Origin of the sequence: Capnocytophaga catalasegens (genome assembly GCF_026005215.1) — a bacterium.
Lineage (GTDB): Bacteria > Bacteroidota > Bacteroidia > Flavobacteriales > Flavobacteriaceae > Capnocytophaga > Capnocytophaga catalasegens.
This window is the reverse complement of record NZ_BPMA01000038.1, coordinates 1-23,272: the sequence shown is the minus strand read 5'-3', so window position 1 is coordinate 23,272 and position 23,272 is coordinate 1. Positions and strand designations below refer to the sequence as shown.

The following is a 23,272-nucleotide window of genomic DNA, read 5'->3' as shown; positions in this document are numbered from 1 at the left end:
TTTTGTACAATAAAAAACGTTTTCGTAACTTTGTCCTACTTTATACTTAACTTGCTTTATTGCATAAATAACCAGAAATTAACTTTAATACATTGTTATAATGGAAAATATGTCAATAAAATCTAAACGCAAAGGAATGAAGTGGTTGACGCTCCTGCCTCTTTTGTATGGATTTTGGATTAACCAGGCGTATGCCTTTTCAGAAAATTGGTCTTCGAAATCAGTTCTTTTTCAACAACAAACCAAAAAAATAACTGGTGTAATTACCGATACATCGGAGATACCTCTGATAGGTGTCAATGTTGTGGTAAAAGGTACTAGTATCGGAGTAACTTCCAATTTTGACGGAAAATTTGAAATTAATGTTCCTATCGGCAAAAACGAATTGGTCTTTTCGTACATTGGTTTCAAAGAACAAATTTTGCAAGTAACAGAATCTCGCACAGGAGTGAAGATTGTCTTACAAGAACAAGCTCAAGAGTTAGAACAAGTGGTCGTTACAGCTTTGGGTATTAAACGTGAAGAGAAGGCGCTAAGTTACAATGTACAACAGGTAAAATCGGACGAGCTAAACAAAGTTAAAAATGCTAATTTTGTCAATAGTTTAAATGGCAAAGTTGCAGGAGTAACTATCAATAAAAGTTCATCGGGAGTTGGTGGTGCCACACGTGTGATAATGCGCGGAGAAAAATCAATCGAAGGAAATAATGCCGTTCTGTATGTAATTGATGGGATACCTTTATTCAATACAAAAATAGGGGATGACAGCGGTATAAAAGGAGAAGGAAAAGTAGGTAGTGAAGGTATTGCCGATTTTAATCCAGAAGATATTGAAAGTATTTCGGTACTGAGTGGTCCTTCGGCAGCAGCACTATATGGAAGTAATGCAGCCAACGGCGTTATTCTAATCAATACCAAGAAAGGAAAAGAAGGAAAATTACAAATAAGTTATTCGACATTTGCTGAATTTAGCACCCCATTACTACTCCCAAAGTTCCAAAACACATACGGAAACAGGTCAGGAGAATATACCAGTTGGGGTGATAAATTATCTACACCAAGTAGCTACGACCCTGCCAAAAATTTCTTCTACACAGGTACAAATTATATAAATTCACTTACGTTATCTGTCGGAACAAAACAAAATCAAACATTCGCTTCAATAGCTTCTACCAATTCGAATGGAGTAGTTCCTAACAATTCGTATGACAGATTCAACTCCACTATTCGCAATACATCTACATTTTTTGACGACAAAGTACAATTAGACATAGGTGCTTCATACGTAAAACAAAAAGATGTCAATATGGTTTCACAAGGAGAGTATTGGAATCCTATTGTAGCGGCATATCTTTATCCAAGAGGAGAAGATTTTGAAAAAATAAAAACTTTTGAAAGATATGACCTTGACCGAAATCTTCCTGTACAATATTGGCCTATCAGCGAAGGAGTATTTGCTCCTCAAAATCCTTATTGGACAGCTTATCGAAATTTGGCATTGAACAACAAAGATCGATTTGTCTTTAATGCTGGTTTAACTTACAAAATTGCAGACTGGTTTAACATCGCCACACGGGTACGTACCGACCAATCATACATTGGGTTTGAGCGAAAATTATATGCATCTTCCGATGAAAAATTTGCAAAATCTAAGGGACGTTATGACTATTCCGAATTCAAAGATTATCAACTCTATTCCGATATAATTGCTACAATTAACCATCGTTTTGATGACTTTGGTTACACCATTAATGCAGGAGGTAGTTTCTCTGATTATGAAGCTGTTGAAAGAGGATATGGAGGCAATTTACTTTTAGTTCCCAATCTATTTTCTATTCAGAATGTAAACCCTTCCGAAGGAAAAGTTTTTGAAGATAAAGGAGATGCAGCAAGAAGAAATGTTGCAGTACTTGCCAACTTAGAATTTGGATATAAAAATATGTTATTTTTAACATTCACAGGACGTAACGAATGGGATTCTCGCTTGGTAAATTCTGCTGAAGAATCGTTCTTTTATCCTTCTATGGGAGCCTCAGCAGTAATATCCGAAATGTTTAAAATGCCAGAATTTTTACCATTCTTAAAAATACGAAATTCTTATACCGAAGTAGCTTCACCAATTGCTTGGTCTGGTAGAACACCCGGAACCATTACTCAAAAAATAAAAGGTGGAGTATTACAACCCAATGATATCTATCCGTATTCCAATTTTAAAGCAGAACGCACTCGTTCGTTCGAATGGGGGCTCAATGCTCGCTTTCTCAAAGGTTTTTCGCTTGATATCACTTGGTATCGCTCCAACACATACAATCAAACATTCAAAGCACCACTTCCAGAAAGTACAGGCTTTAAAGAGATTTACCTACAAGCAGGAAATGTTCAAAATCAGGGTATTGAAATGAGTTTAGGGTATAACAAAGAATTTAAAAATTTTAGAATAAGCTCTTCGGCTTCATTTACTCATAACAAAAATGAAATTAAAGAAATGGTTAAAGACTACAAACACAACATCAGTTCTAAGCCATTCAACATCAATGAAGTGCGTAAAGATGGTGGAAGAACTATTCTCAAAGAAGGTGGAGGTATCAGTGATATTTATGCTTCAAAATTTTTGAAAAAAGACAATCAAGGGTTTATTTATATTCCCGAAAGTGGAGAGTTAAGTTTAGAGAATACAGATCCTGTATTTTTAGGAAAAACAACTCCTGACTATACTATTGGTTGGAGTAATTCATTAGGATATAAAGGATTTAATTTTAACTTCTTAATCAGTGGTCGTTTCGGAGGCGTGGTAACTTCTTCAACACAAGCCATTATGGACAGATTTGGAGTTTCAGAGGTTTCAGCCCTTGCAAGAAATAATGGTGGCGTTATACTGGGTAGTCAAGGAAAATTCGATACAAAAAAATATTACGAACTCATAGGAAGTGGAGAAACTGCTTTGGCAGGATATTATACATATAATGCTACAAATGTTCGCTTACAAGAAGTATCATTAAGCTATACTTTTCCTAAAACTTGGTTCAAAAATAAACTAAATGAACTAACAATTTCGTTAATATCCAACAATCTTTGGATGATTTACAACAAAGCTCCTTTTGACCCCGAACTAACACCTTCAACAGCCACATATGGGCAAGGGAATGATTATTTTATGCAACCAAGTTTAAGAAGTATTGGTTTTAGTCTTAAAGTAAAATTATAGAATTATGAAAAATACAAAATATTTAAGTCTTGTTATAATGATGTTATTACCATCGTGCAACAAATTTGAAGAGATAAACACCGACAAGTTCGGAATGACCCCAAAAATGGGAAAAACTGACGGAATTGCCATTGGTGCAAAAATAACAGCTATGCAAACGCGTGTAACTCCAGTAGGTACGCAAGCCAACGGAACAGATATCATCAACAAATATCAAACAGCATATCACTTGGCTGCCGATACGTGGAGCGGATATTTTTCACAAAATCAGGATTGGAATGGAGGAGCTAATAATACAACTTATTTCTTACTTGAAGGTTGGAACAAATCTTCCTATTCAAGTTCTTATACAGAAATATTACCTCTATGGAGTTCTATAAAAGACGAAGCTCAAAAATCAAACTTCCCAGAGGCTTTTGCTTTGGCTCAAATTTTGAAAATTTCGGCTTGGCACAAAACAACCGATATGTTTGGTCCTATTCCTTACAAAAGAGCAGGAGAAGCATTATTTGTAGTACCTTATGATAGCCAACAAGATGTCTATCAATATTTTTTTGATGACCTAACAGATGCTATTAAAGTACTAACTAATAAAGCAGAACAGGGAGCAAAGCTTTTTACCCAATACGATGCTGTATATGCTGGAGATATCAAACAATGGGTAAAATATGCTAATTCATTGATGCTGCGTTTGGCAATGCGTATTCGTTATGCTGATGCTACTAAGGCTCAAAAATATGCCGAACAGGCGATCAATCATCCTATGGGAGTAATCACTTTAAGAGCAGAAGAAGCCAAAATGGCAAAAGGAGCAGGCTCTGCATTTATCAATAATATTGAAACTTGTGCCAATCAGTACGCAGAAACTCGAATGAGTTCTTCAATGTTTTCTTACTTAGTAGGTTATGAAGACCCTCGTTTGCCTGCATATTTTAAGCCAAGTACAAGTCGTTTTGCACAAGAAGTACCTTTTACTGGAGACAAATATCAAGCAATACCAACAGGTTTCGGTAATAAAAATGAAGAATGGAAATTATTCTCTATTCCCAATATTGAAAAAGAGACCCCTACGTATTGGATGAGGGCTTCCGAAATTTGTTTTCTAAGAGCCGAAGGAGCGTTATTAGGATGGAATATGGGCGGAAATGCTGAAGATTTCTACAAACAAGGGATTCTAATGTCTTTTGAAGAAAATGGAATATCTGCCAAAGTTGATGATTATTTGAATTCAAATAAACAGCCTACAAAATATGATTCTAAATCAAGAGTTTGGGGAACAAATGACGCCCCAACAACAACAACAACCAAGTGGGAGGGGTCGGAAGAAACCAAACTTGAGAAAATAATGATTCAAAAGTGGATAGCTCTTTATCCCAATGGACAAGAAGCTTGGTCCGAATGGAGACGAACCGGATATCCGAGATTGCACCCAATAAAACAAAATAAAAGTGGAGGCGAAATTTCCTCACAAGAAGGTGTTAGACGACTAAAATATCCAGTATCGGAATTATCAACAGAAGAACGTGCCAATCTTGATAAAGCGCTTGAAATGTTAGCAGGACCTAATACAGGTAATACTAAAGTTTGGTGGGACAAAAAATAAAATTATTATGAAATACATACAAAAAATTGTTTTAATAACATCGTTATTGAGTCTATTTTTAACATCTTGTAGTGATTGGACTAAAGAAGAATTAGAAGAAATAGATCATATAGGAGGAAATAACAATATGTTAAATATTGAAGAAAGCGCAGCATTCTTTAAAGATTTAAGAGATTGGAAAGCTATGGCTGAAAATTACGGGCGACCTGTTTCTTTCGGTTGGTTTAGTAACTGGGCGCCAGCAGGTGCTGTAAGAAAAGGCTATTTATCTACACTTCCTGATAGTATTGATATCGTATCTATGTGGAGTGGTCCTTTTAATATGAATGAAGCCAAAAAAAATGATAAGGCTTATATACAGAAAGTTAAAGGAACAAAAGTATTGGTTTGTTATATCTTACACAATATTGGAACAGGTATCAATCCTCCCCATATAGCAGAAAATATCAAAAAAGAGAATTCAGGTTTATCTGAAGCAGAAATTAATAAGAAAATTACAAAAGCACACGAAGAATATTGGGGCTTTAAAAGTGGTATAAGAGGTACTGACGACCATACCGAAGCCATCAGAAAGTATGCTCGTGTTCTGGTTGATTCTATTGTAAAAAATGATTATGATGGTTTGGATATTGATTGGGAACCATCAGGTGCTGGTGATGGTGATGGAAATTTAAAAAACGATTATCATGATGCAGGGAAATATCTACACATTTTGGTAGAAGAATTAGGGAAATATTTAGGTCCTAAGGCTACCATCAATACAGGAAAACGTAGATATTTGCTTGTCGATGGCGAACTATGGAACGTATCAAAAGAATCTGTTCCTTATTTTGATTACTATGTATCTCAAGCTTATGGCGACCGACATCTGGAAGGAAGAGTCACCGAAACTCAAAACTATTATCAGGAGTATTACGATACCCGTAAACATATTTTTACTGAAAATTTTGAATCGTATTCTCAATCGGGAGGAGCTTTATTAGATCAAGCAATCTTCAATTCTAAGAAAGGGGCTAAAGGTGGTGTCGGTTCGTATCGTATGGATAATGACTACGACAACAAACCAGACTATAAATGGACACGTAAAGCCATATACCTGATGCATAAATCATATGATGAATATATGAAAAAATAAAATTAACCTAAAAGTAACACAATGAAATATTTCAATTATACTACCTTATTACTTATTTTTTCACTCTTTATTACTTGCAATAAAGACAAAGAAAATGCGTTATTGGAGCCCAAAATATATTTTGAAAAAGAACAAGTCAAAATAGAAGTGAAACAAGATACAGACTCGTACAAATACGACATTATTACTCGCATTTCCGATTTGATTGAAGACGATGTGAATGTAGAATATCAAATAGGCAGTTCTGCTATCGTGGAGGAATATAACCAAAAAAATGGAACAAAGTATCAATATATGCCAACTGAAAATCTGAGTTTGGAAACCAGTTCCTCTACAATCAAAAAGGGTGATATATATGCGCAACCTTGTAAATTGACTGTTACGAAGCTAAACCAAATCAAAGAAGGAACTTCTTTTCTGATTCCCATTCAAATAAAAAAGGCAAGTATCCCTACCATTGAAGCAAAAACTATTTTTATAAGTGTTGTAAAACCAATTGTAATTAGTAAGGTTGCTCGATTTCACGGCAAATATTTTTCTGTCCCAATACCTGCGAATACACAGTTCAAATCAGTAACTTATGAAGCTCTTATATATGCCAATAGCTTTAACTGGATAAAAACAATTATGGGAATAGAAGGAAATTTAATGTTTCGATTTGGAGATACTACTATTGAAACAAATCAAATTCAAATAGCAGGAGGAATTCAATTTAATGCATCTATTTTGTTTGATACTAAAAAATGGTATCATGTAGCATTTGTATATAATGGAAGTACAAAATTGGCCGAAATCTATATAAATGGTGAAAAAGTAGCCAATAAAACTGTTGATATTAGCTCTTTTGATTTGAATAGTGGCAATTTTTTCATTGGTTATGCTTATGATTATGACTCAAGTCGTACTTGGAATGGTTATATGAGTGAATGTCGCATTTGGAATATTGCTCGTACTGCCAACCAATTACGTGAAAATATGCTGGGAGTAGATCCTCAAACAGAAGGTTTATTTGCTTATTGGAAATTAAATGGTACAGACTCTTACCAAAAAAATGGTAAATATTATATAAAAGACCAAACCAAACAAGGAGTTGATATTATATCTCGAACAGGAAATTATAATGATGGAGCAGGTACTTCGACAGAGCCTGAAATAGTTGATTTGAAAGTTAATATCAATTAGTGATAATAATTATAAGGATTTATCAGATTTGATAAATCCTTATTTTTTGAATAAGTTGTATTACATTATAATAAATATGTATCTCTGTTTATTACCAATAAAAGAGTATATTTGCTAAAATAAAAAAACAGAAAAAACACAATTGAGAATCAAATAAATAGTTAAGCTTCACATTTTTGATAAATTATTACAGCAGAAATCATTTATTACGGACATACAAATTTTTAATTTTATGATTTTTTCTAAAGAAAATTCGGTCATAACTATAAATGTAGTACCAAAATTTAATCTGTTTGATTATCTTCATAATTCTTTTTAAAAATCCTTTTGTAAATATAAAACTTCTCATCAAATATAAGTTACCAAAGCATAAAAATCATAACAAAAGTAAAATCAAATTAAACACTTATACTCAATTTTTAACAATCAATGCTTATTTTGATATATCATCTTTAATTCTGAACAAAGAATATCCAAGGTGTTTTCATCGCTTTAATAGCTAAATTTGTTTCTTTGAGTTTTACAAAGTCCATTTGTTTTTTCAGTGCATCATTGTATGATTTAGAATGAGAATAATAAACATAATACATTGATTTTTCAGAATAAAAAAGTTTTTGCAGAGTAAGTCCTTTTTGTTTTTGAATGTATTTGTCTGCATTTTCCGATGTAGAAAAAGCACCTAATATAGTATAAAAACCTTTCTCTACACCTACTATAGTAGCCTTACGAACATCTTGTGGAATAGTGGGTGTTGGTGTAGGTTGTTTTTCTATAACTACCTCTTTTTCAGCAGATTCTTTCTGAATTTCTCGCTTAGATTCTAATTGAGGTTGAGCTACTTCTTGCGATTGATTTTCAGATTGAGCAGACTCAGTTTTAGCTACAATTATATTTTCTTGCGAATCGATACTCAGTACTAATAAGAAAAGATAAAATTTGTCTTTGGTACTAATGACGTCTATGTCCAATGAAGTTGTCCCAACAGAAATAATTTCATTTTCATAATTTGGTATTTCTGTCGAGAAAATATCAAATCCTAACGTATTGATACTTTGTGGATTACGTTTCAATTGATATTCTTCATCTTCGGTAATAGAACTATTGAAAAAGTTATCTACATTACGTTTATCTGTTTCGATATAAATCCCGCTTGTATTGGTACGCACTGCCAATTTATTCTCTCCTACTCTTGCATCGCATTCGAGCGTTGCGCCTGCTATACGAGCAATTGATTCTATATCATTGGGTGTTTTAAAATTATCAAAAGTAATGGGTATTTCTTGTTGTTGGACAGGGAGAAATCCGTCTTTGATTTCAATTCGCTTGGTTATCTGTTCGGTATCTTCGTAAACCACTACAATAGCCCACCCTGCTGCCGAGCCTCCTTTTATGTGACCTTTCCCGGCACGAATATTAGCAACTGTATATTCTCCCGCAGGATTTTTAAGTTCTTGTAACAACGTTGTAATATCAGCAAAAGCCACATATGGAGTATTATCCATATATTCTTCATTTCCATCTCCATCAAATACAATTTTTCCTTGTATAGGTACATATTCCTTATGTTTAGGTAATTTTAAAAGTACTTGTTCAAAAGGTTCTCTAACGTCATCTTCACTGACAAATTTTTTATCTGCTATTTTTCCTCGTTCATAAGGATAAATAGCTGTCCAATAAAGTCCTGCAAAGGCAATTTTCATTTTTCCTTTCAAAGGAGAAAGCATCGAAGCAACACTTGATGAAAATGTTGTTTTATCTTTATCTACATCAATATATTCCATCGAAAAATCATCATTTGTCTTAATGTTTCTTCCCAAATCAGTATAAGATTCATTGGCTGTTGCTTGCTTGGTTTGCCTATTGAGAATTTGATTTCCGAACATAATAATATCTCCTTTGAGAAAAGATTGATAACGCGTGCTGAATCCTTCCTTATTTTGAGCAAAACCTATGGCTGAAAAAAAACAAATAGTACCGACAATTAAGATCTTTTTCATAAGATGAAATAAAATTTTTGACAAAAATAAGACAATAAAATGTTTTTAAAAAGAAAAATTGATAATTTTTTCAAAAATATTTTGTTTTTATCTGCAAATAAATTGTCTTTTGTATTTGCTTTTTTAAATTTATCTCTTTTTTAGAAAGTATTTTTTATAAAACACTAATATTCAATATTTTAAATTTTATTTCGAAAAAAGTACTAAAAATAATTGTTAGAACGAAAAAATAATGTAACTTTGCACTCGTATTTCATACAACGAGTATTGCGGGTGTGGTGAAATTGGTAGACACGCCAGACTTAGGATCTGGTGCCGTGAGGTGTGTAGGTTCGAGTCCTATCACCCGCACAAATAGCACGCTTTATTATATTGATAGTCAATATTTTAAAGCGTTTTTTATTACTTTCTTTTTTTTAATAAAATAAAATTCATATCTTTATTTTTGAATAATGTTATCTGTATTTTCTGACGAATATTTTATGCAAAAAGCTCTTTTAGAGGCTGAAAAAGCACTTGCCAAAGGTGAAATTCCTGTAGGGGCTGTTATTGTTGTTGATAATCAAATCATTGCCAAAGCGTATAATCTCACCGAACATTTGCAAGATGTTACAGCACATGCCGAAATACAAGCCATAACAGCTGCATCGGAGTATTTGGGAGGAAAATATCTAACTAATTGTACGATATACGTTACACTTGAACCTTGTTCTATGTGTGCAGGGGCTTTGTATTGGAGCAGAATACAACGTGTTGTAATTGGAGCCTCTGACCCAAAACGGGGTTTTCGAACAATTGGCGGAATACTTCACCCAAAAACACAATTTATTTCGGGTATTTTAGAAGAAGAATGTGAAACTATTTTACATTCATTTTTTACTTCAAAACGTTAAAAATATTTTTAACTACTTATGAAAAAATATGTTATCTGTCTTATTTTTAGCCTATTTGCAACGTATGCTATATCGCAAGATACGTTGCAAGTACGCTCTATTGAAGAAAAAGCAAATAATGACAAATCACAAAAACTCTACGAAAATCTGCAAGAACGCTCCGAGAAAGGAAAAATAACCCGAAAGTTACATCAACTGATATTTCGTTCTATTAACACATCAAGTAGTACTCAAAAAACTCAATTTATTGAAAAAGATTTACATCGGAATTTTTCCGAATTTCAAGGAAAAAAGATTCGCAATATACACATTCGTACTTTTGACCCTTTCGGATTTAGCGAACGTGATTCTACCAAAGTCCCAACAAATCGTTGGGAACGAATGGGGAATGCTCTTCATCGCAAAACTCAACCAGTTGCCATACGAAAGTTATTACTTTTTAGAAAAAACCAACCTTTAGATTCGCTTCTTGTTAAAGAAACTGAGCGTAATATTCGTTCGCAAAGCTATGTTCGCCGCGTACTTATTACTCCTATTGCTACTCAAAGTATTGATTCAGTAGATATAAATATCTCTGTATTAGACAACTGGACTATGTTCTTTGATGGCGATGCTTCAACAACCAATTTTAGCGCACAAGTGCAAGAACGTAATTTTTTAGGTCTTGGTAATCAGGTTACTTTTCGACATCGACAAGAAATAAAAGAACCTTATCGAACGGGTATGGCTTTTTCGTATGTAATTCCCAATATTTACAATACAAACATCAATACGTATGTTACATATTCTGATAATTTGGACAATTTTTATGAAAAACGCTGGGGAGCATATCGATCTTATTATTCCATTTATACGCGCTGGGCAGGTGGAATAGAACTTTCTGAAAGAACCTTTGCAGAAGATATTCTGTACAAAGACTCTATCCATAGTCCTAATCTGAAAACACAATACAAAGATTTTTGGGGAAGTGTTGCCTTTCCTGTTCTGAAAAAATATACCGCTATGGATAAACGAACAAATCTTATTTTTTCATTACGACATTATCAGTTAGATTATATCAAAACTCCCGAATATTATCTGGATAGCATTGGTTTTTATTCAGATAGAAAAATGTATTTAGCTTCAATTGGATTAAGTAATATGGGTTATGAACAAGACCGATATATTTTTCGACACGAAGATATTGAAGACATCTCAGTAGGTAAAAAGTTTTCGTATATTTTTGGCTTTCAAGATAATTTGGGACAACGAAAACTCTATTCGGGTATAAAAACAATGTATGGAGCCTATTGGAAGATAGGCTATGTAGCAGTCGACATGCAAATAGGGAGTTTTTTTCATACAAATGAACAACGACAGACAACATTTCGATTAGAAACAACATATTTTAGTAATCTTTTTTCGTTGGGAAGATGGAATTTTAGACAATTTATCAAATTCCGTTCAGTTTTTGGCTTTGATCGTAAAAATCACGTCAGAGACCGAATTACATTAAATGGTCGAACAGGTATATTAGAATTTAATAGCTCTATACTTTCAGGTACTCGTAAATCTATTTTGTCTTTTCAAACCCAATCGTATTCACCTTTTTCGTGGGGAGGATTTCGTTTTAGTCCGTTTGCTACCTTTGAATTGGGGGCTATTGGACAAGAAGGTAATTCGCTTTGGAAGGACGAATTTTTTCCAAAAATCAATCTTGGTGTTTTGGTTTCTAACGATTATTTACTTTTTGGAGATTTTCAGTTTTCATTTTTTTTCTTACCTCGTGTACCAGGCAAAGGGAGTGTTTTTAACTTTTCTAGTACCCGCAATGAAGATTTCAGACTTCCTAATTTTAATTTTCGTGCTCCAAATGTTGTTCCTTACGAATAAATTTTTTCATAAAATGTATTATGTATTATTTAAAAAGTAGTATCTTTGTCAAAAATTGAAACCTTCATTTTTTATGAAAATCTTTTATACGCTTTTATTGCTATTGAGCATTTGTTTTGCAAAAGTTCAAGCACAAGACAAAAAACAAACCAATATTTTGAAACAAGAAATTGTTTGGTCAGCAGAAACGCTTGAAAATATAGCACTTCAAGAAGGAATGGCAGGAACTTTTTTCGGAAAATACAAGCAATGGATTATTTGTGCAGGGGGTTCTTCATTTCCCGAAGGAAAACCTTGGCAAGGAGGCAAAAAATATTTTTCAAATCACGTTTTAGTTTTTGATACATTTTCAGATTCTGAAAAAGAAAAACTTTCGCTCATATACCAAGGAACTGATTTGCCAGAAAGCCTTGCCGAAGGCGCTTATACAAGTCTTCCACAAGGTATTTTGTGCATTGGAGGGCAAACTCCTGAGGGAGTTTCAGCAAGTGTATATTTGCTTAGTTTTGAAAATAATAAAATTCAAGTAAAAAAATATCCTAATTTGCCAACACCTGTTAAGAATGCAACAGCAACAACTCTTGGTTCAGCAATTTATGTAATAGGCGGACAACTTGCCGATGGAACTTCTAGCAATCAATTTTTAAAATTAGATACACAATCTCTTGAAGAAGGTTGGCAAACATTGCCAGAATACCCACTTGCTGTTTATGGATCAACTGCCGTTACACAACAAGACGGAGAAGACTTATCTATTTTTGTTTTTGGAGGAAGAAACCGAAATAAGCATGATGCTACAACATTGTTTTACAGCAATGTATATGCTTACAAACCTATTAAAAATAAGTGGTTTATCAAGAAAAACATTCAATTACATAATCAAAAAATTCCTTTGGCAGTTGCCACTTCAACTCCTGTGGGTGCTTCCAATATCCTGCTTTTTGGAGGAGATACGGGGCATATCTTTAATCAGGTAGAAAAAGCTATCAATTCAGAAAACACAGCACTTCGTGATAGTCTGTGGCAAAATCATCCTGGATTTCAGAATAAAATACTTTTGTATAACACCATTACCGACGAATGGTTTTCTAATGGAAAAAACAAACATCCAGTAGCTGTAACCTCTTCTTTTTCTGATTCAAAACATATTTATATAGTAGGAGGCGAAAAGACACCTGGGGTGCGTTCTCCTTATATCGAAAAACTGACATTTACCAAAAGAACACATTTTGGTTGGATAAATTATTTGGTACTTATTTTATATTTTGGAGGAATGCTTTTTGTAGGTTTTTTCTTTATGAAAAACAATAACAATACGGAAGATTATTTCAAAGCTAGTGGTCGTATTCCGTGGTGGGCTGCGGGAATTAGTATTTTTGCAACAACCCTTAGTGCTATTACTTTCATTTCTATCCCAGCCAAAACGTATGCTACTGATTGGCGTATGTTGATGTTTAATATGACAATTATTCTGGCTGTTCCTATTATTATCCGGTTTTTCTTACCCTTTTTCTTACGATTCAATTTCGATACAGCTTATCAGTACTTAGAGGTTCGTTTCAGTCGTTCAATTCGGTGGATAGCTTCGGGTTTATTTACATTTTTTATGATTAGCCGTATTGCTATTGTGCTGTTTTTGCCTTCATTGGCACTGAATGCCGTTACAGGATTTAGCGTATATTATGCCATTCTGATAATGAGTATTGTAACCATTATTTATTCAACAAGTGGAGGTATGGAAGCTGTTGTGTGGGGCGATGTTATACAAGGTTTTGTTTTGGTTATAGGAGCGCTGTCTGCCTTTGCTTTTATGATTGTTGGGATAAAAGGTGGTTTTGCCGAATTTTGGAATACAGCGATTGAATATAACAAATTTAATACTTTCGATTTTCGACTCAATTGGAGTGAACCTACGTTGTGGGTTGTGCTTTTGGGCGGGCTTGCCAATACACTTATTTCATACACAAGTGACCAATCTGTTGTACAACGTTATATGAGTACTGTCAATGAAAAAGCCACTGCCAAAAGCATCTGGCTCAATGGAATAATTAGTGTTCCTGTTAGTATTTTATTTTTCTTACTTGGAACGGGGCTTTTTGCTTTTTACAAATCGAATGCAGACAAAATGGTTATTAGCAATGCAAATATAGACTCTGTTTTTCCTGAATTTATTGTTTCACAAATGCCCATTGGTTTCGCAGGATTGCTCATTGCAGCGATTTTTGCAGCAGCAATGAGTACTTTATCTTCTAATATTAACTCGGTTTCGGCAGTCATTACATCTGATTTTTACAAAACTTGGTTCAAAAATACATCATTCATAAACGAAATGAGAGTGGCTCGTTGGTCAGGTATTGTTATTGGGTTATTAGGAACAGCAATGGCTATTATACTAGCTAAATCGAACATCACTTCACTTTGGGACCAATTTAACACCTTCTTAGGTCTAATTACTAGCGGACTGGGAGCACTCTTCATTTTGGGAATCTTCTTCCCAAGAGTAGGAACTATATCGGCATTTGTGGGACTTGTATGTGGGATAATTATTCTCTACTGGGTCAAAAGCGAAACATCACTTTCGTTCCTTCTTTATGGACTTATAGGAATGGTATCAAGCGTTGGTATTGCTGCAATACTTAGTATTTTTATACCTAACAAAAAAGAAATACAAGAATTTACTTGGTTTAGCAGAAAAAAATAATCTTTTAATGGCTACAAACAAAAATGCGCTGATTCGCTACAAAACTATTGACGAATGTCTTCAAAACACAGCACGCCGTTGGACATTAGAAGACCTCATTGAAGCTTGTTCTGATGCATTGTACGAGTTTGAAGGGAAAGAGCAAATGGTCGGAAAACGAACCATACAACTTGATATTCAAAATATGCGTAGTGAAAAATTGGGATATAATGCACCCATAGAGGTTTATGACCATAAGTTTTATCGTTATACAGATCCTTCATATAGTATCAAGAATAATCCTATTACTCCAAATGATATAGAAACCATGCGACAAGCCGTGCAATTACTCAAAGAATTTAAAGATTTTTCGTTTTTTGCAGATATGAACGGAATACTGCATCGGTTGGAAGACTCTGTTTTGCAAAAAGAAAAAACGCGACCTATTATTCATTTGGATAAAAATGAATCTCTCAAAGGATTAGAGTTTATAGATATCATTTATCAATCTATCCAACAGAAAAAAGTTTTACAAATCGAATACAAATCTTTCAAAGCCAAAGCGGTTAATATACTTTCTATTCACCCACAACTACTCAAAGAATATAATAATCGTTGGTTTCTTATCGGGTTATCAAAAGAAACACTACTCACGCTTGCTTTGGATAGAATAGAAACTATTTCGCAAACCCATTTGCCCTATATTGATAAGGGTATTGATGCCAATGAGTATTTTAAAAATGTCATTGGAGTAACTGTTGGGCAAGGAGTTCCTGTGGAAGAAGTAATCTTTTGGGTGAATAAAGAAAATACTCCATACGTAAAAACCAAGCCTTTTCATCATTCACAACAAATAATTGAAGAAATTCCAAGTGGAACTATTTTCAAAATAGAAGTTCAACACAACTTAGAACTCGAACGACTTATACTGGGATTTGCTAATGCCATTACTATTATTCATCCTGTCAAATTAAAAAAGCGAATTTTATTCTTGCTAAGAAAAGCGGTAGAGAATTATACGGAAAAATCCGAATTCGAAAAAAATCAGTAAATAAGCCAATTTAGTGAAAAAAAACATGTATTTTTGTACTTTAAAATAAAAGAAAATGTCAGAAAAAGTACGGGTACGTTTTGCCCCAAGTCCTACAGGACCACTACATATAGGTGGTTTGCGAACCGCTTTGTTCAATTATTTGTTTGCTCGGAAACACGGAGGAGATTTTCTGCTCCGCATAGAAGATACTGACCAAGCTCGATATGTAGAAGGTGCTGAACAATACATTATTGATGCGCTACATTGGTGTGGTATTTCGTATGATGAAGGAGTAGGCAAATCAGGAGCATATGCTCCATATCGCCAGAGTGAGCGCAAAGAAATCTATCGTCAATACGCCGAAGAACTCCTCAGAAAAGGAAAAGCTTACTATGCCTTCGATACTACGGAAGAACTCGAATTTTTGCGAAAAAACTGCGAAGAGAAAGGCGAAACATTTATTTATAATTGGCACAATCGTAAGCAGTTGAACAATTCACTTTCATTATCAGAAGAAGAAGTAAATCAACGACTTAATAATAATCAAGAATTTGTTATTCGCTTCAAAATGCCACAAGAAATTCTGCAAATGCACGATATTATTCGTGGTGAAGTAACAATAGACACCAAAATACTTGATGACAAAGTACTTTTCAAATCGGACGGAATGCCTACTTATCATTTGGCAAATATTGTAGATGACCATTTGATGAAAATCACACACGTAATTCGTGGTGAAGAATGGTTGCCCTCTATGGCTTTGCACGTACTTTTGTATCGTGCTTTTGGTTGGAAAGCTCCACTTTTTGCTCATCTTCCTCTGATTTTGAAACCCGTTGGAAACGGAAAACTTAGCAAACGTGATGGAGATAAAATGGGATTTCCTGTTTTTCCGCTACTTTGGATTGACCCAGAAACCAAAAACATTTCCAGAGGATACCGCGAAGATGGATATTTGCCCGAAGCATTGATTAACTTTTTGGCGCTTTTGGGATGGAACGCTGGGGGAGAAAAAGAAATTTTTTCAAAAGAAGAACTTATTCAACTATTCGACTTAGATAGAATTCATAAGGCTGGGGCGCGTTTTGATATTGAAAAAATTAAGTGGTTCAATCACTATTATTTACAGCAGAAAAGTGATGATTTTCTTACAGAAGAATATTTGAAAATTCTTACAGAAAAAAATGTTTCTGTACAGCGAGCAACTGCTCAAAAAATAGTACATCTTATAAAAGAACGGGCTACTTTTGTAACTGATTTTTGGGAATTATCCTCCTTTTTCTTTGTTGCACCAACTACATTTGATGAAAAAACGATAAAAAAACAATGGAAAGCCGAAAGTCCCCAAATTATAACTGATGTAATTGCTATTCTGAGCAATCTTTCAGATTTTTCATCAGAAAATACTGAAAAAAGTGTCAAACAATATATTGCTGACCACAATCTTGGTTTTGGACAAGTAATGCCTTTAATTCGCTTAGCTTTGGTCGGAGAAATGAAAGGTCCTCACATTTTTGATATTGTAGAAATTATCGGAAAGGAACAAACTCTTACTCGATTACAATACATATTACAAACATTTTCTTAAAGAAAAATACTCATCTCCGAGTGTTTTCTTATAGTTTTCTGTAAAAAACAAATATAACTGAAATTAACAACCTTAAACAATTTTATTATTATGAATCTAATTTTTACCCAAAAAAGTATTGCATTATTGCTTTTTGTTTTTATATTTCACGAAGTTACTCTTGCACAATTGGCAGGCTATGCCTATGGCGACCAACAAGCTCCCACAGGTAAGGAATGGGAATCGGTGGAGGAACTTTCACTCAACAAAGAGCAACCCAAAGCCTATTTTTTCTCGTTTGCTGATAAACAATCGGCACGAAAAGTATTGCCCGAAAATTCCAAATATTGGCAGTCGCTCAACGGAAATTGGAAATTTCATTGGGTAAAAACCCCTGATGAGCGTCCAAAAGATTTCTTCAAACCGAGTTATGACGTAACTGAGTGGGAGGAAATTCCTGTGCCTTCCAATTGGAATATTTACGGCATTCAAAAAGATGGAACACTAAAATATGGCGTACCCATTTACGTCAATCAGCCTGTAATTTTCTACCACGAACGTAAAGTGGACGATTGGCGAAAAGGCGTAATGCGAACTCCACCAACGAATTGGACAACCTACGAATACCGCAACGAAGTAGGCTCGTACCGACGTGAATTTACCATTCCGCAGGATTGGAAAAATCGTGAAGTTTTTATCAATTTTGATGGTGTAGATTCCTTTTTCTATCTGTGGATAAACGGAAAATACGTTGGTTTTTCCAAAAATTCACGAAATTTGGCTTCGTTCAACATTACCAAATATCTGCAAAAAGGCAAAAACACGGTTGCGGTGGAAGTGTACCGAAATTCCGATGGTTCGTTCCTTGAAGCTCAGGATATGTTCCGTTTGGCGGGAATTTTCCGTACAGTGGCTTTAACTTCCGTTCCAAAAGTACAAATACGTGATTTGCAAGTAATTCCTGATTTAGATAAAAACTACCTAAACGGAGAATTGAACATTTCGGCAGAAATCCGCAATTTAGACAAAAAACAAGCCAAAGGCTACAAAATAGAATATTCATTATACGAAAACAAACTCTATTCCGATGAAAATACGGAAGTTAGCAAACCGATTTTTTCGGCTTCGTTCGATATCTCTTCTCAAAAATCATCGGTCATTAAAACGAAATTTCCGTTAGAAAATCCGAAAAAATGGTCGAGTGAATTTCCGCATCGTTACGTTTTGGTGGCTCAGCTCAAAGATGCCAAAGGCAAAGTCGTAGAAACTATTTCAACTTATACAGGTTTCCGAAAAGTAGAAATTAAAGACACCAAAGCCGAAGATGACGAATTTGGCAAAGCAGGACGATATTTCTACGTAAACGGAAAAACGGTGAAATTCAAAGGAGTAAATCGTCACGAAACCAATCCGTCTGTGGGTCATGCCATTACACGCCAACAAATGGAAGACGAAGTAAAATTGATGATGAAAGCGAACATCAATCACGTGCGAAATTCACATTACCCTGACGACCCATATTGGTACTACTTGTGCGACAAATATGGCATTTATTTGGAAGATGAAGCGAACATCGAATCTCATCAGTATTACTACGGAAAAGAATCGCTTTCGCACCCCAAAGAATGGGAAAAAGCACACGTTGCTCGGGTGTTGGAAATGGCTCACGCAACGGTAAATAGCCCTTCGATTGTTATTTGGTCGCTTGGAAATGAAGCAGGACCAGGCGAAAACTTCGTTACGGCTTACAACGCTCTGAAAAAAATTGATGCTTCGCGACCCGTTCAGTATGAGCGAAATAACGATATTGTGGATATGGGGTCAAATCAATATCCGTCCATTGCTTGGATGAAAGGAGCTTCGGAAGGAACACACAATATCAAATATCCGTTCCACATTTCGGAATACGCTCATTCTATGGGAAATGCCGTTGGAAATTTAGTGGATTATTGGGAAGCTATCGAATCAAGCAACTTTATTTGTGGCGGTGCAATTTGGGATTGGATTGACCAAGCGATGTACAATTACACCAAAGACGGCAAACGCTATTTTGCTTATGGAGGTGATTTTGGCGACTACCCAAATGATGGTCAGTTTGTTATGAACGGAATTATTTTTGCGGATATGACGCCCAAACCCCAATATTACGAAGTGAAAAAAGTGTATCAATACGTTGGATTGAAAAATATAGGTAGTGATATTGAAATCTTTAACAAAAACTATTTCAAGGATTTATCGGATTACGATGTAGAGTGGTTTTTGTTTGAAGACGGAAAATCAATTGAAAAAGGAAATTTAGCTATTGGCAACATTCCGGCACGAAGCAGAAAATCTGTAAAAGTACCTTATAATCAATCGCTTTTAAAACCTACTTCGGAATATTTCTTAAAAATTCAATTCAAATTGAAAGAAGATAAACCTTGGGCAGAAAAAGGATATGTTCAAGCAGAAGAACAATTTTTGTTGAAATCACCAACACAAAGACCTTCTATTTTGCAAATTGCCAAGGGCGAGAAAATTGAACTTTCTGATGAAGGAAATCTGAAAGTATTGAAAAACAGCAGTTTTACGGCAAAATTCGACACCAAAACAGGAAGTATTTTTAGTCTACAATACGGAAATGAAAGTATTATCACTGACGGCAATGGACCCAAAATCAATGCACTACGGGCTTTCGTGAATAACGATAATTGGTTTTATGAAAAGTGGTTTGAAAAAGGGTTACATAATTTGAAACACAATGCCACTTCCAACAAAGTAGTTGAAAACAAAAATTGCTCAGTTTCCGTATATTTCACAGTGGTTTCACAAGCTCCGAATGCAGCGAAAATTCACGGAGGAACAAGTTCAGGAAAAAATAAAATAGAAGAATTAACCGATAGAAAATTTGAAGAAAAAGACTTTAAATTTATTACAAATCAGATATATACGATTTATCCTGACGGAAGTATAGAACTGCAATCGGCTATTACGTCTAACGATTTGTGGCTGACGTTACCACGCTTAGGATACGTGATGACTATTCCACAGAAGTACGAAAATTTAACTTATTACGGACGTGGAAAGCACGATAACTATAACGACCGAAAAACGGGAGCTTTTATTGAGCAATTTTCAGGCAAAGTGAAAGACGAATTTGTACATTTCCCAAAACCACAAGATATGGGCAATCACGAAGAAGTACGTTGGATTTCGCTTACTGACAATCAAGGAAATGGAGCGATTTTCATTCCGAATGAGCCAATGTCGGCTTCTGCATTACAATACACAGCAAAAGATATGATTTTAGCGGGGCATCCACACGAATTGCCTAAGGCTAAGGACACATATCTGAATTTAGACATTGCTGTAACAGGCTTAGGCGGAAACAGTTGTGGACAAGGAGCACCTCTTTCAAAAGATCGTGTTTTATCTGGAGGTTCGCATATCACAGGTTTTATGATTCGTCCTGTTCTTAGTGGAAATATCGAAGCAATGGTAAGCGTAAAGGCATCAGGGGAAATTCCTATTTCTATTTCACGTGATTATTTTGGAAATGTGAGTATTAATTCAGCAGATGAGTTTGCTAAAATCGTTTATACCATTGACGGAAAAGGAAAACCTTCAAAATATAATCTCCCCATTCCACTACGAAAAGGAGGAAAAGTAACTGCTTGGTTTGAAGGAAAACCAGACTCAAAAGTAGAAATGAATTTCAATCGTATAGAAAATATTCCTATCCGAGTAATTTCTGCAAGTAGTGAGGAATCAGGCGAAGGTGATGCTCAGAACTTAGTTGATGGTAATCCGAATACAATATGGCACACGATGTACTCAGTTACAGTAGCAAAATATCCGCATTGGGTGGACTTTGATATGAGCGAAATACGTACCATTAAAGGATTTACGTATTTGCCTTACGATAGTTGGAGTAGCAAAGTGAAAGAATACAGCTTTTCAACAAGTATTGATGGGAAAACTTGGACAGAGGTTCAAAAAGGTACTTTTGACAATAGTGAAGAACAAAAGCGTATATATTTTGAACGTCCAATAAAAGCTCGTTATGGCCGTTTTACGGCTCTTAGTCAATTATACGGACAAGATTTTGCCTCTGGTGTTGAGTTTTCGGTTTTGGAGTAAAATTGATTTATGAAATAAAAACTTGAACAAAGCTATCTGAATATATTCAGATAGCTTTGTTCAAAAATTTAATGACAATTTCAAAGATTTTTCCATTGGGTTGGGAATTTTAGAAACGGAGAATAAATAAGAAATATTTACTTTCATCATTTTTACTTTTGTTCCAACTCCAAGTGTTATATATCGTCGATTTCCCTTAGTAGGATTTTCATAAAAAAATCCTGTACGGCATTCAAATATTGAATCATAATTATATGAAAATCCTGTGGAAATACTAATTTTTTGCAATTCTTCTTTGAATCCATCAGGAGCGTCATAAAACGATTGTATTATGCCTTGTATAGGAGACAATTCGGATTTTTTCCTTTTAGAATAATTGTTTCTTCTTCTATATTTTGTTGCCCATTCGCATTTTCATCTTTGTATCCGTATTGAGGAGACAATGGTACCAAAAGTTTGGTAAACTCCAATGCGTAAGTGAAAGTATGATTATTTTTTACAAAATCAACACTCCCTCCTACTTTTAGTTGCGTTGGTAAGAAATATTCTTTGCCGTACAAATGATATGTAGCTTTACCGCCTATATTAGAAATTCCAAATCCGAGCCGATATTGAAAATCAAAATTTTGATAGAATTTTGTTTCTGAAGAGAAAAATCCTGAAATACCAAAAGCGAATATATTAGCGATGCTTCTCTCTTGATGAGAGCGCAACGAAAGGTTCGAATGTATATACCGCGAGGTTACAGCCATCGAAAAGGAATTGCTTATCTTCAACCCATAAGCCATATCAATGTAAAATTCGTATGGAATTTCTTGATTTTGCCAAATAACTTGTTCGTTTGTAAAAGTATTATAATACACTTTTCCTCCGTTAAAGTATATCAAACTTCCACTCCAAGCGCTTTCTTTTTGAATATTTTTTCTAAAAAAAGTAATATTAGCCAAATCATTCAAATAAGGTGCGTACGATACACCTATTGCTCTTTGCTCTTGTAGAAAAATATACTTAGCAGAATTCCATTTTTGAGCAAATATACGTTGGGAGGTGTGCTAATGCTTGCCTCACCCATTCCAGAGGAATAAACATCGGTATTGAGCAATAAAAAAGGAACAACAACAGGAATAATCTGTGTGCTTGGAAGCTCTACATAACGGTCTTGACATAAAATTTTAGAACTCAAAAAGATACAAGCGAAAAAGATTTTCAAACGTATAAAAATTTTTTAAGCAAAAGTACGTATTTTTAAAATAAACTCTTATTTTTGTCTTGTTATTCAACCTACTACCTTATGAAAATTTTATATTACATTTTATTTTTGCTTTGCTTCAAAAGTGTAGCACAAACTACGTTGAAATTTTCTTATGATAATTCAGAAAATCAGATTTTAAGGTATTTTGAGAATAAAACTCAATTGGAGCGTGGTTCTGCACTAACCTCAGCCACTTTGGCAGGATCAGCATTTATAATGTACAGAGGTTCATTTACAAATTCACCATTATGTACTTATACTTTTTCTGGCTTAGCAGGAGGTGATTTTGCAAGGTTCTGCTATTGGCTTGATGAATGCAGGATTAAATCATTTGGCTCAATAATAAATCCTTCTTTTAAGGATTTATTAGCTAATTTTCTATGGATGAAAATGGTGGAGAAATGTCTTCAAAAGAAGTATATGATCTAATTGGAGGTAAAGTTTTTTCGGAACATTTGAGGGATCTTAACGTATATAATAATGCCATGTGCTTTACGGGCTTCAAAAACCCTTTATATATGCATGAATATGAACATTATATAGATAGCCAAGCATTTGGTCTTTCATATCTGTTTGCTGTGGGAATACCAAGTTTAATAAGCGCTGCTACTTCAAGTGAAGAGCACAAATTCAGATAGTATGAGCTAAATGCAAATAAAAATACTACATGACAAGCAACGTTACTTAGGAGCGAAAATCAAATTAAAAATAATGGAATTGTTAAACAAATATAG

At 34.5% G+C, this 23,272-nt stretch carries 15 protein-coding genes and 1 tRNA gene; 12 read left to right on the top strand and 4 right to left on the bottom strand.

The genetic code is table 11. The features are described from left to right. Nucleotides 1-109: 109 nt before the first annotated feature. From OO775_RS10415 to OO775_RS10400, 4 genes are read left to right on the top strand one after another with little or no spacing between them, the layout of a single operon-like run. Nucleotides 110-3,205, top strand: coding sequence for a SusC/RagA family TonB-linked outer membrane protein (locus OO775_RS10415; protein ID WP_264847039.1), 3,096 nt, complete (start codon nucleotides 110-112; stop codon nucleotides 3,203-3,205). Nucleotides 3,206-3,209: 4 nt separating this feature from the next. Beyond that, nucleotides 3,210-4,808 carry a RagB/SusD family nutrient uptake outer membrane protein gene (locus OO775_RS10410; protein WP_264847038.1) on the top strand — a complete coding sequence of 533 codons (1,599 nt, stop codon included), beginning with the start codon at nucleotides 3,210-3,212 and terminating at the stop codon, nucleotides 4,806-4,808. A 7-nt stretch (nucleotides 4,809-4,815) separates the two neighbouring features. Next, nucleotides 4,816-5,943, top strand: coding sequence for a glycoside hydrolase family 18 (locus OO775_RS10405; protein WP_264847036.1), 1,128 nt, complete (start codon nucleotides 4,816-4,818; stop codon nucleotides 5,941-5,943). Nucleotides 5,944-5,964: 21 nt separating this feature from the next. Beyond that, complete coding sequence (locus OO775_RS10400) at nucleotides 5,965-7,125, top strand: DUF1735 and LamG domain-containing protein (protein WP_264847035.1); 1,161 nt, start codon at nucleotides 5,965-5,967, stop codon at nucleotides 7,123-7,125. Nucleotides 7,126-7,577: 452 nt separating this feature from the next. On the opposite strand, the gene OO775_RS10395 is transcribed toward OO775_RS10400, so the two are convergent. Continuing rightward, nucleotides 7,578-9,122: an SPOR domain-containing protein gene (locus OO775_RS10395; protein ID WP_264847034.1), complete on the bottom strand. Its 1,545-nt coding sequence runs from the start codon at nucleotides 9,120-9,122 to the stop codon at nucleotides 7,578-7,580. Between the two features lie 269 nt (nucleotides 9,123-9,391). Between OO775_RS10395 and OO775_RS10390 the strand changes: the two genes are divergently transcribed. The 7 genes from OO775_RS10390 to OO775_RS10360 all read left to right on the top strand — a co-directional run bounded on the left by OO775_RS10390 (nucleotide 9,392) and on the right by OO775_RS10360 (nucleotide 21,286). Continuing rightward, nucleotides 9,392-9,473: transfer RNA gene (locus OO775_RS10390), tRNA-Leu, on the top strand. Between the two features lie 101 nt (nucleotides 9,474-9,574). Further along, the gene (locus OO775_RS10385; protein ID WP_264847032.1) at nucleotides 9,575-10,015 is read left to right on the top strand and encodes a nucleoside deaminase; all 441 of its coding nucleotides are present in this window, start codon (nucleotides 9,575-9,577) and stop codon (nucleotides 10,013-10,015) included. An 18-nt stretch (nucleotides 10,016-10,033) separates the two neighbouring features. Next, nucleotides 10,034-11,887, top strand: a complete 1,854-nt coding sequence (locus OO775_RS10380; RefSeq protein WP_264847030.1) for a BamA/TamA family outer membrane protein — start codon at nucleotides 10,034-10,036, stop codon at nucleotides 11,885-11,887. 73 nt (nucleotides 11,888-11,960) lie between these two features. Further along, a complete protein-coding gene (locus OO775_RS10375) occupies nucleotides 11,961-14,588 on the top strand; it encodes a sodium:solute symporter family protein (protein WP_264847028.1) in 2,628 nt (875 codons plus the stop codon). Between the two features lie 7 nt (nucleotides 14,589-14,595). Beyond that, on the top strand, nucleotides 14,596-15,618 hold the full coding sequence (locus OO775_RS10370; RefSeq protein ID WP_264847027.1) for a helix-turn-helix transcriptional regulator: 1,023 nt from the start codon (nucleotides 14,596-14,598) through the stop codon (nucleotides 15,616-15,618). Between the two features lie 55 nt (nucleotides 15,619-15,673). Further along, nucleotides 15,674-17,188: a glutamate--tRNA ligase gene (gene gltX, locus OO775_RS10365; protein WP_264847026.1), complete on the top strand. Its 1,515-nt coding sequence runs from the start codon at nucleotides 15,674-15,676 to the stop codon at nucleotides 17,186-17,188. Between the two features lie 90 nt (nucleotides 17,189-17,278). Next, nucleotides 17,279-21,286 carry a glycoside hydrolase family 2 TIM barrel-domain containing protein gene (locus OO775_RS10360; protein WP_264847025.1) on the top strand — a complete coding sequence of 1,336 codons (4,008 nt, stop codon included), beginning with the start codon at nucleotides 17,279-17,281 and terminating at the stop codon, nucleotides 21,284-21,286. A 60-nt stretch (nucleotides 21,287-21,346) separates the two neighbouring features. Here the strand turns inward: OO775_RS10360 and OO775_RS10355 are convergent, their stop codons facing one another. From OO775_RS10355 to OO775_RS10345, 3 genes are read right to left on the bottom strand one after another with little or no spacing between them, the layout of a single operon-like run. Next, nucleotides 21,347-21,637 carry a PorV/PorQ family protein gene (locus tag OO775_RS10355; RefSeq protein ID WP_264847024.1) on the bottom strand — a complete coding sequence of 97 codons (291 nt, stop codon included), beginning with the start codon at nucleotides 21,635-21,637 and terminating at the stop codon, nucleotides 21,347-21,349. Beyond that, nucleotides 21,616-22,290 (bottom strand): PorV/PorQ family protein, encoded by a 675-nt coding sequence (locus OO775_RS10350; RefSeq protein WP_264847049.1) that lies wholly within the window; start codon nucleotides 22,288-22,290, stop codon nucleotides 21,616-21,618. The genes OO775_RS10355 and OO775_RS10350 overlap by 22 nt, the downstream gene beginning before the upstream one ends. Further along, complete coding sequence (locus tag OO775_RS10345) at nucleotides 22,263-22,496, bottom strand: hypothetical protein (protein ID WP_264847023.1); 234 nt, start codon at nucleotides 22,494-22,496, stop codon at nucleotides 22,263-22,265. Before OO775_RS10345 ends, OO775_RS10350 begins: the two co-directional genes overlap by 28 nt. Nucleotides 22,497-22,604: 108 nt before the next feature. Between OO775_RS10345 and OO775_RS10340 the strand changes: the two genes are divergently transcribed. After that, nucleotides 22,605-22,967: a hypothetical protein gene (locus tag OO775_RS10340; protein ID WP_264847022.1), complete on the top strand. Its 363-nt coding sequence runs from the start codon at nucleotides 22,605-22,607 to the stop codon at nucleotides 22,965-22,967. Nucleotides 22,968-23,272: the final 305 nt, after the last annotated feature.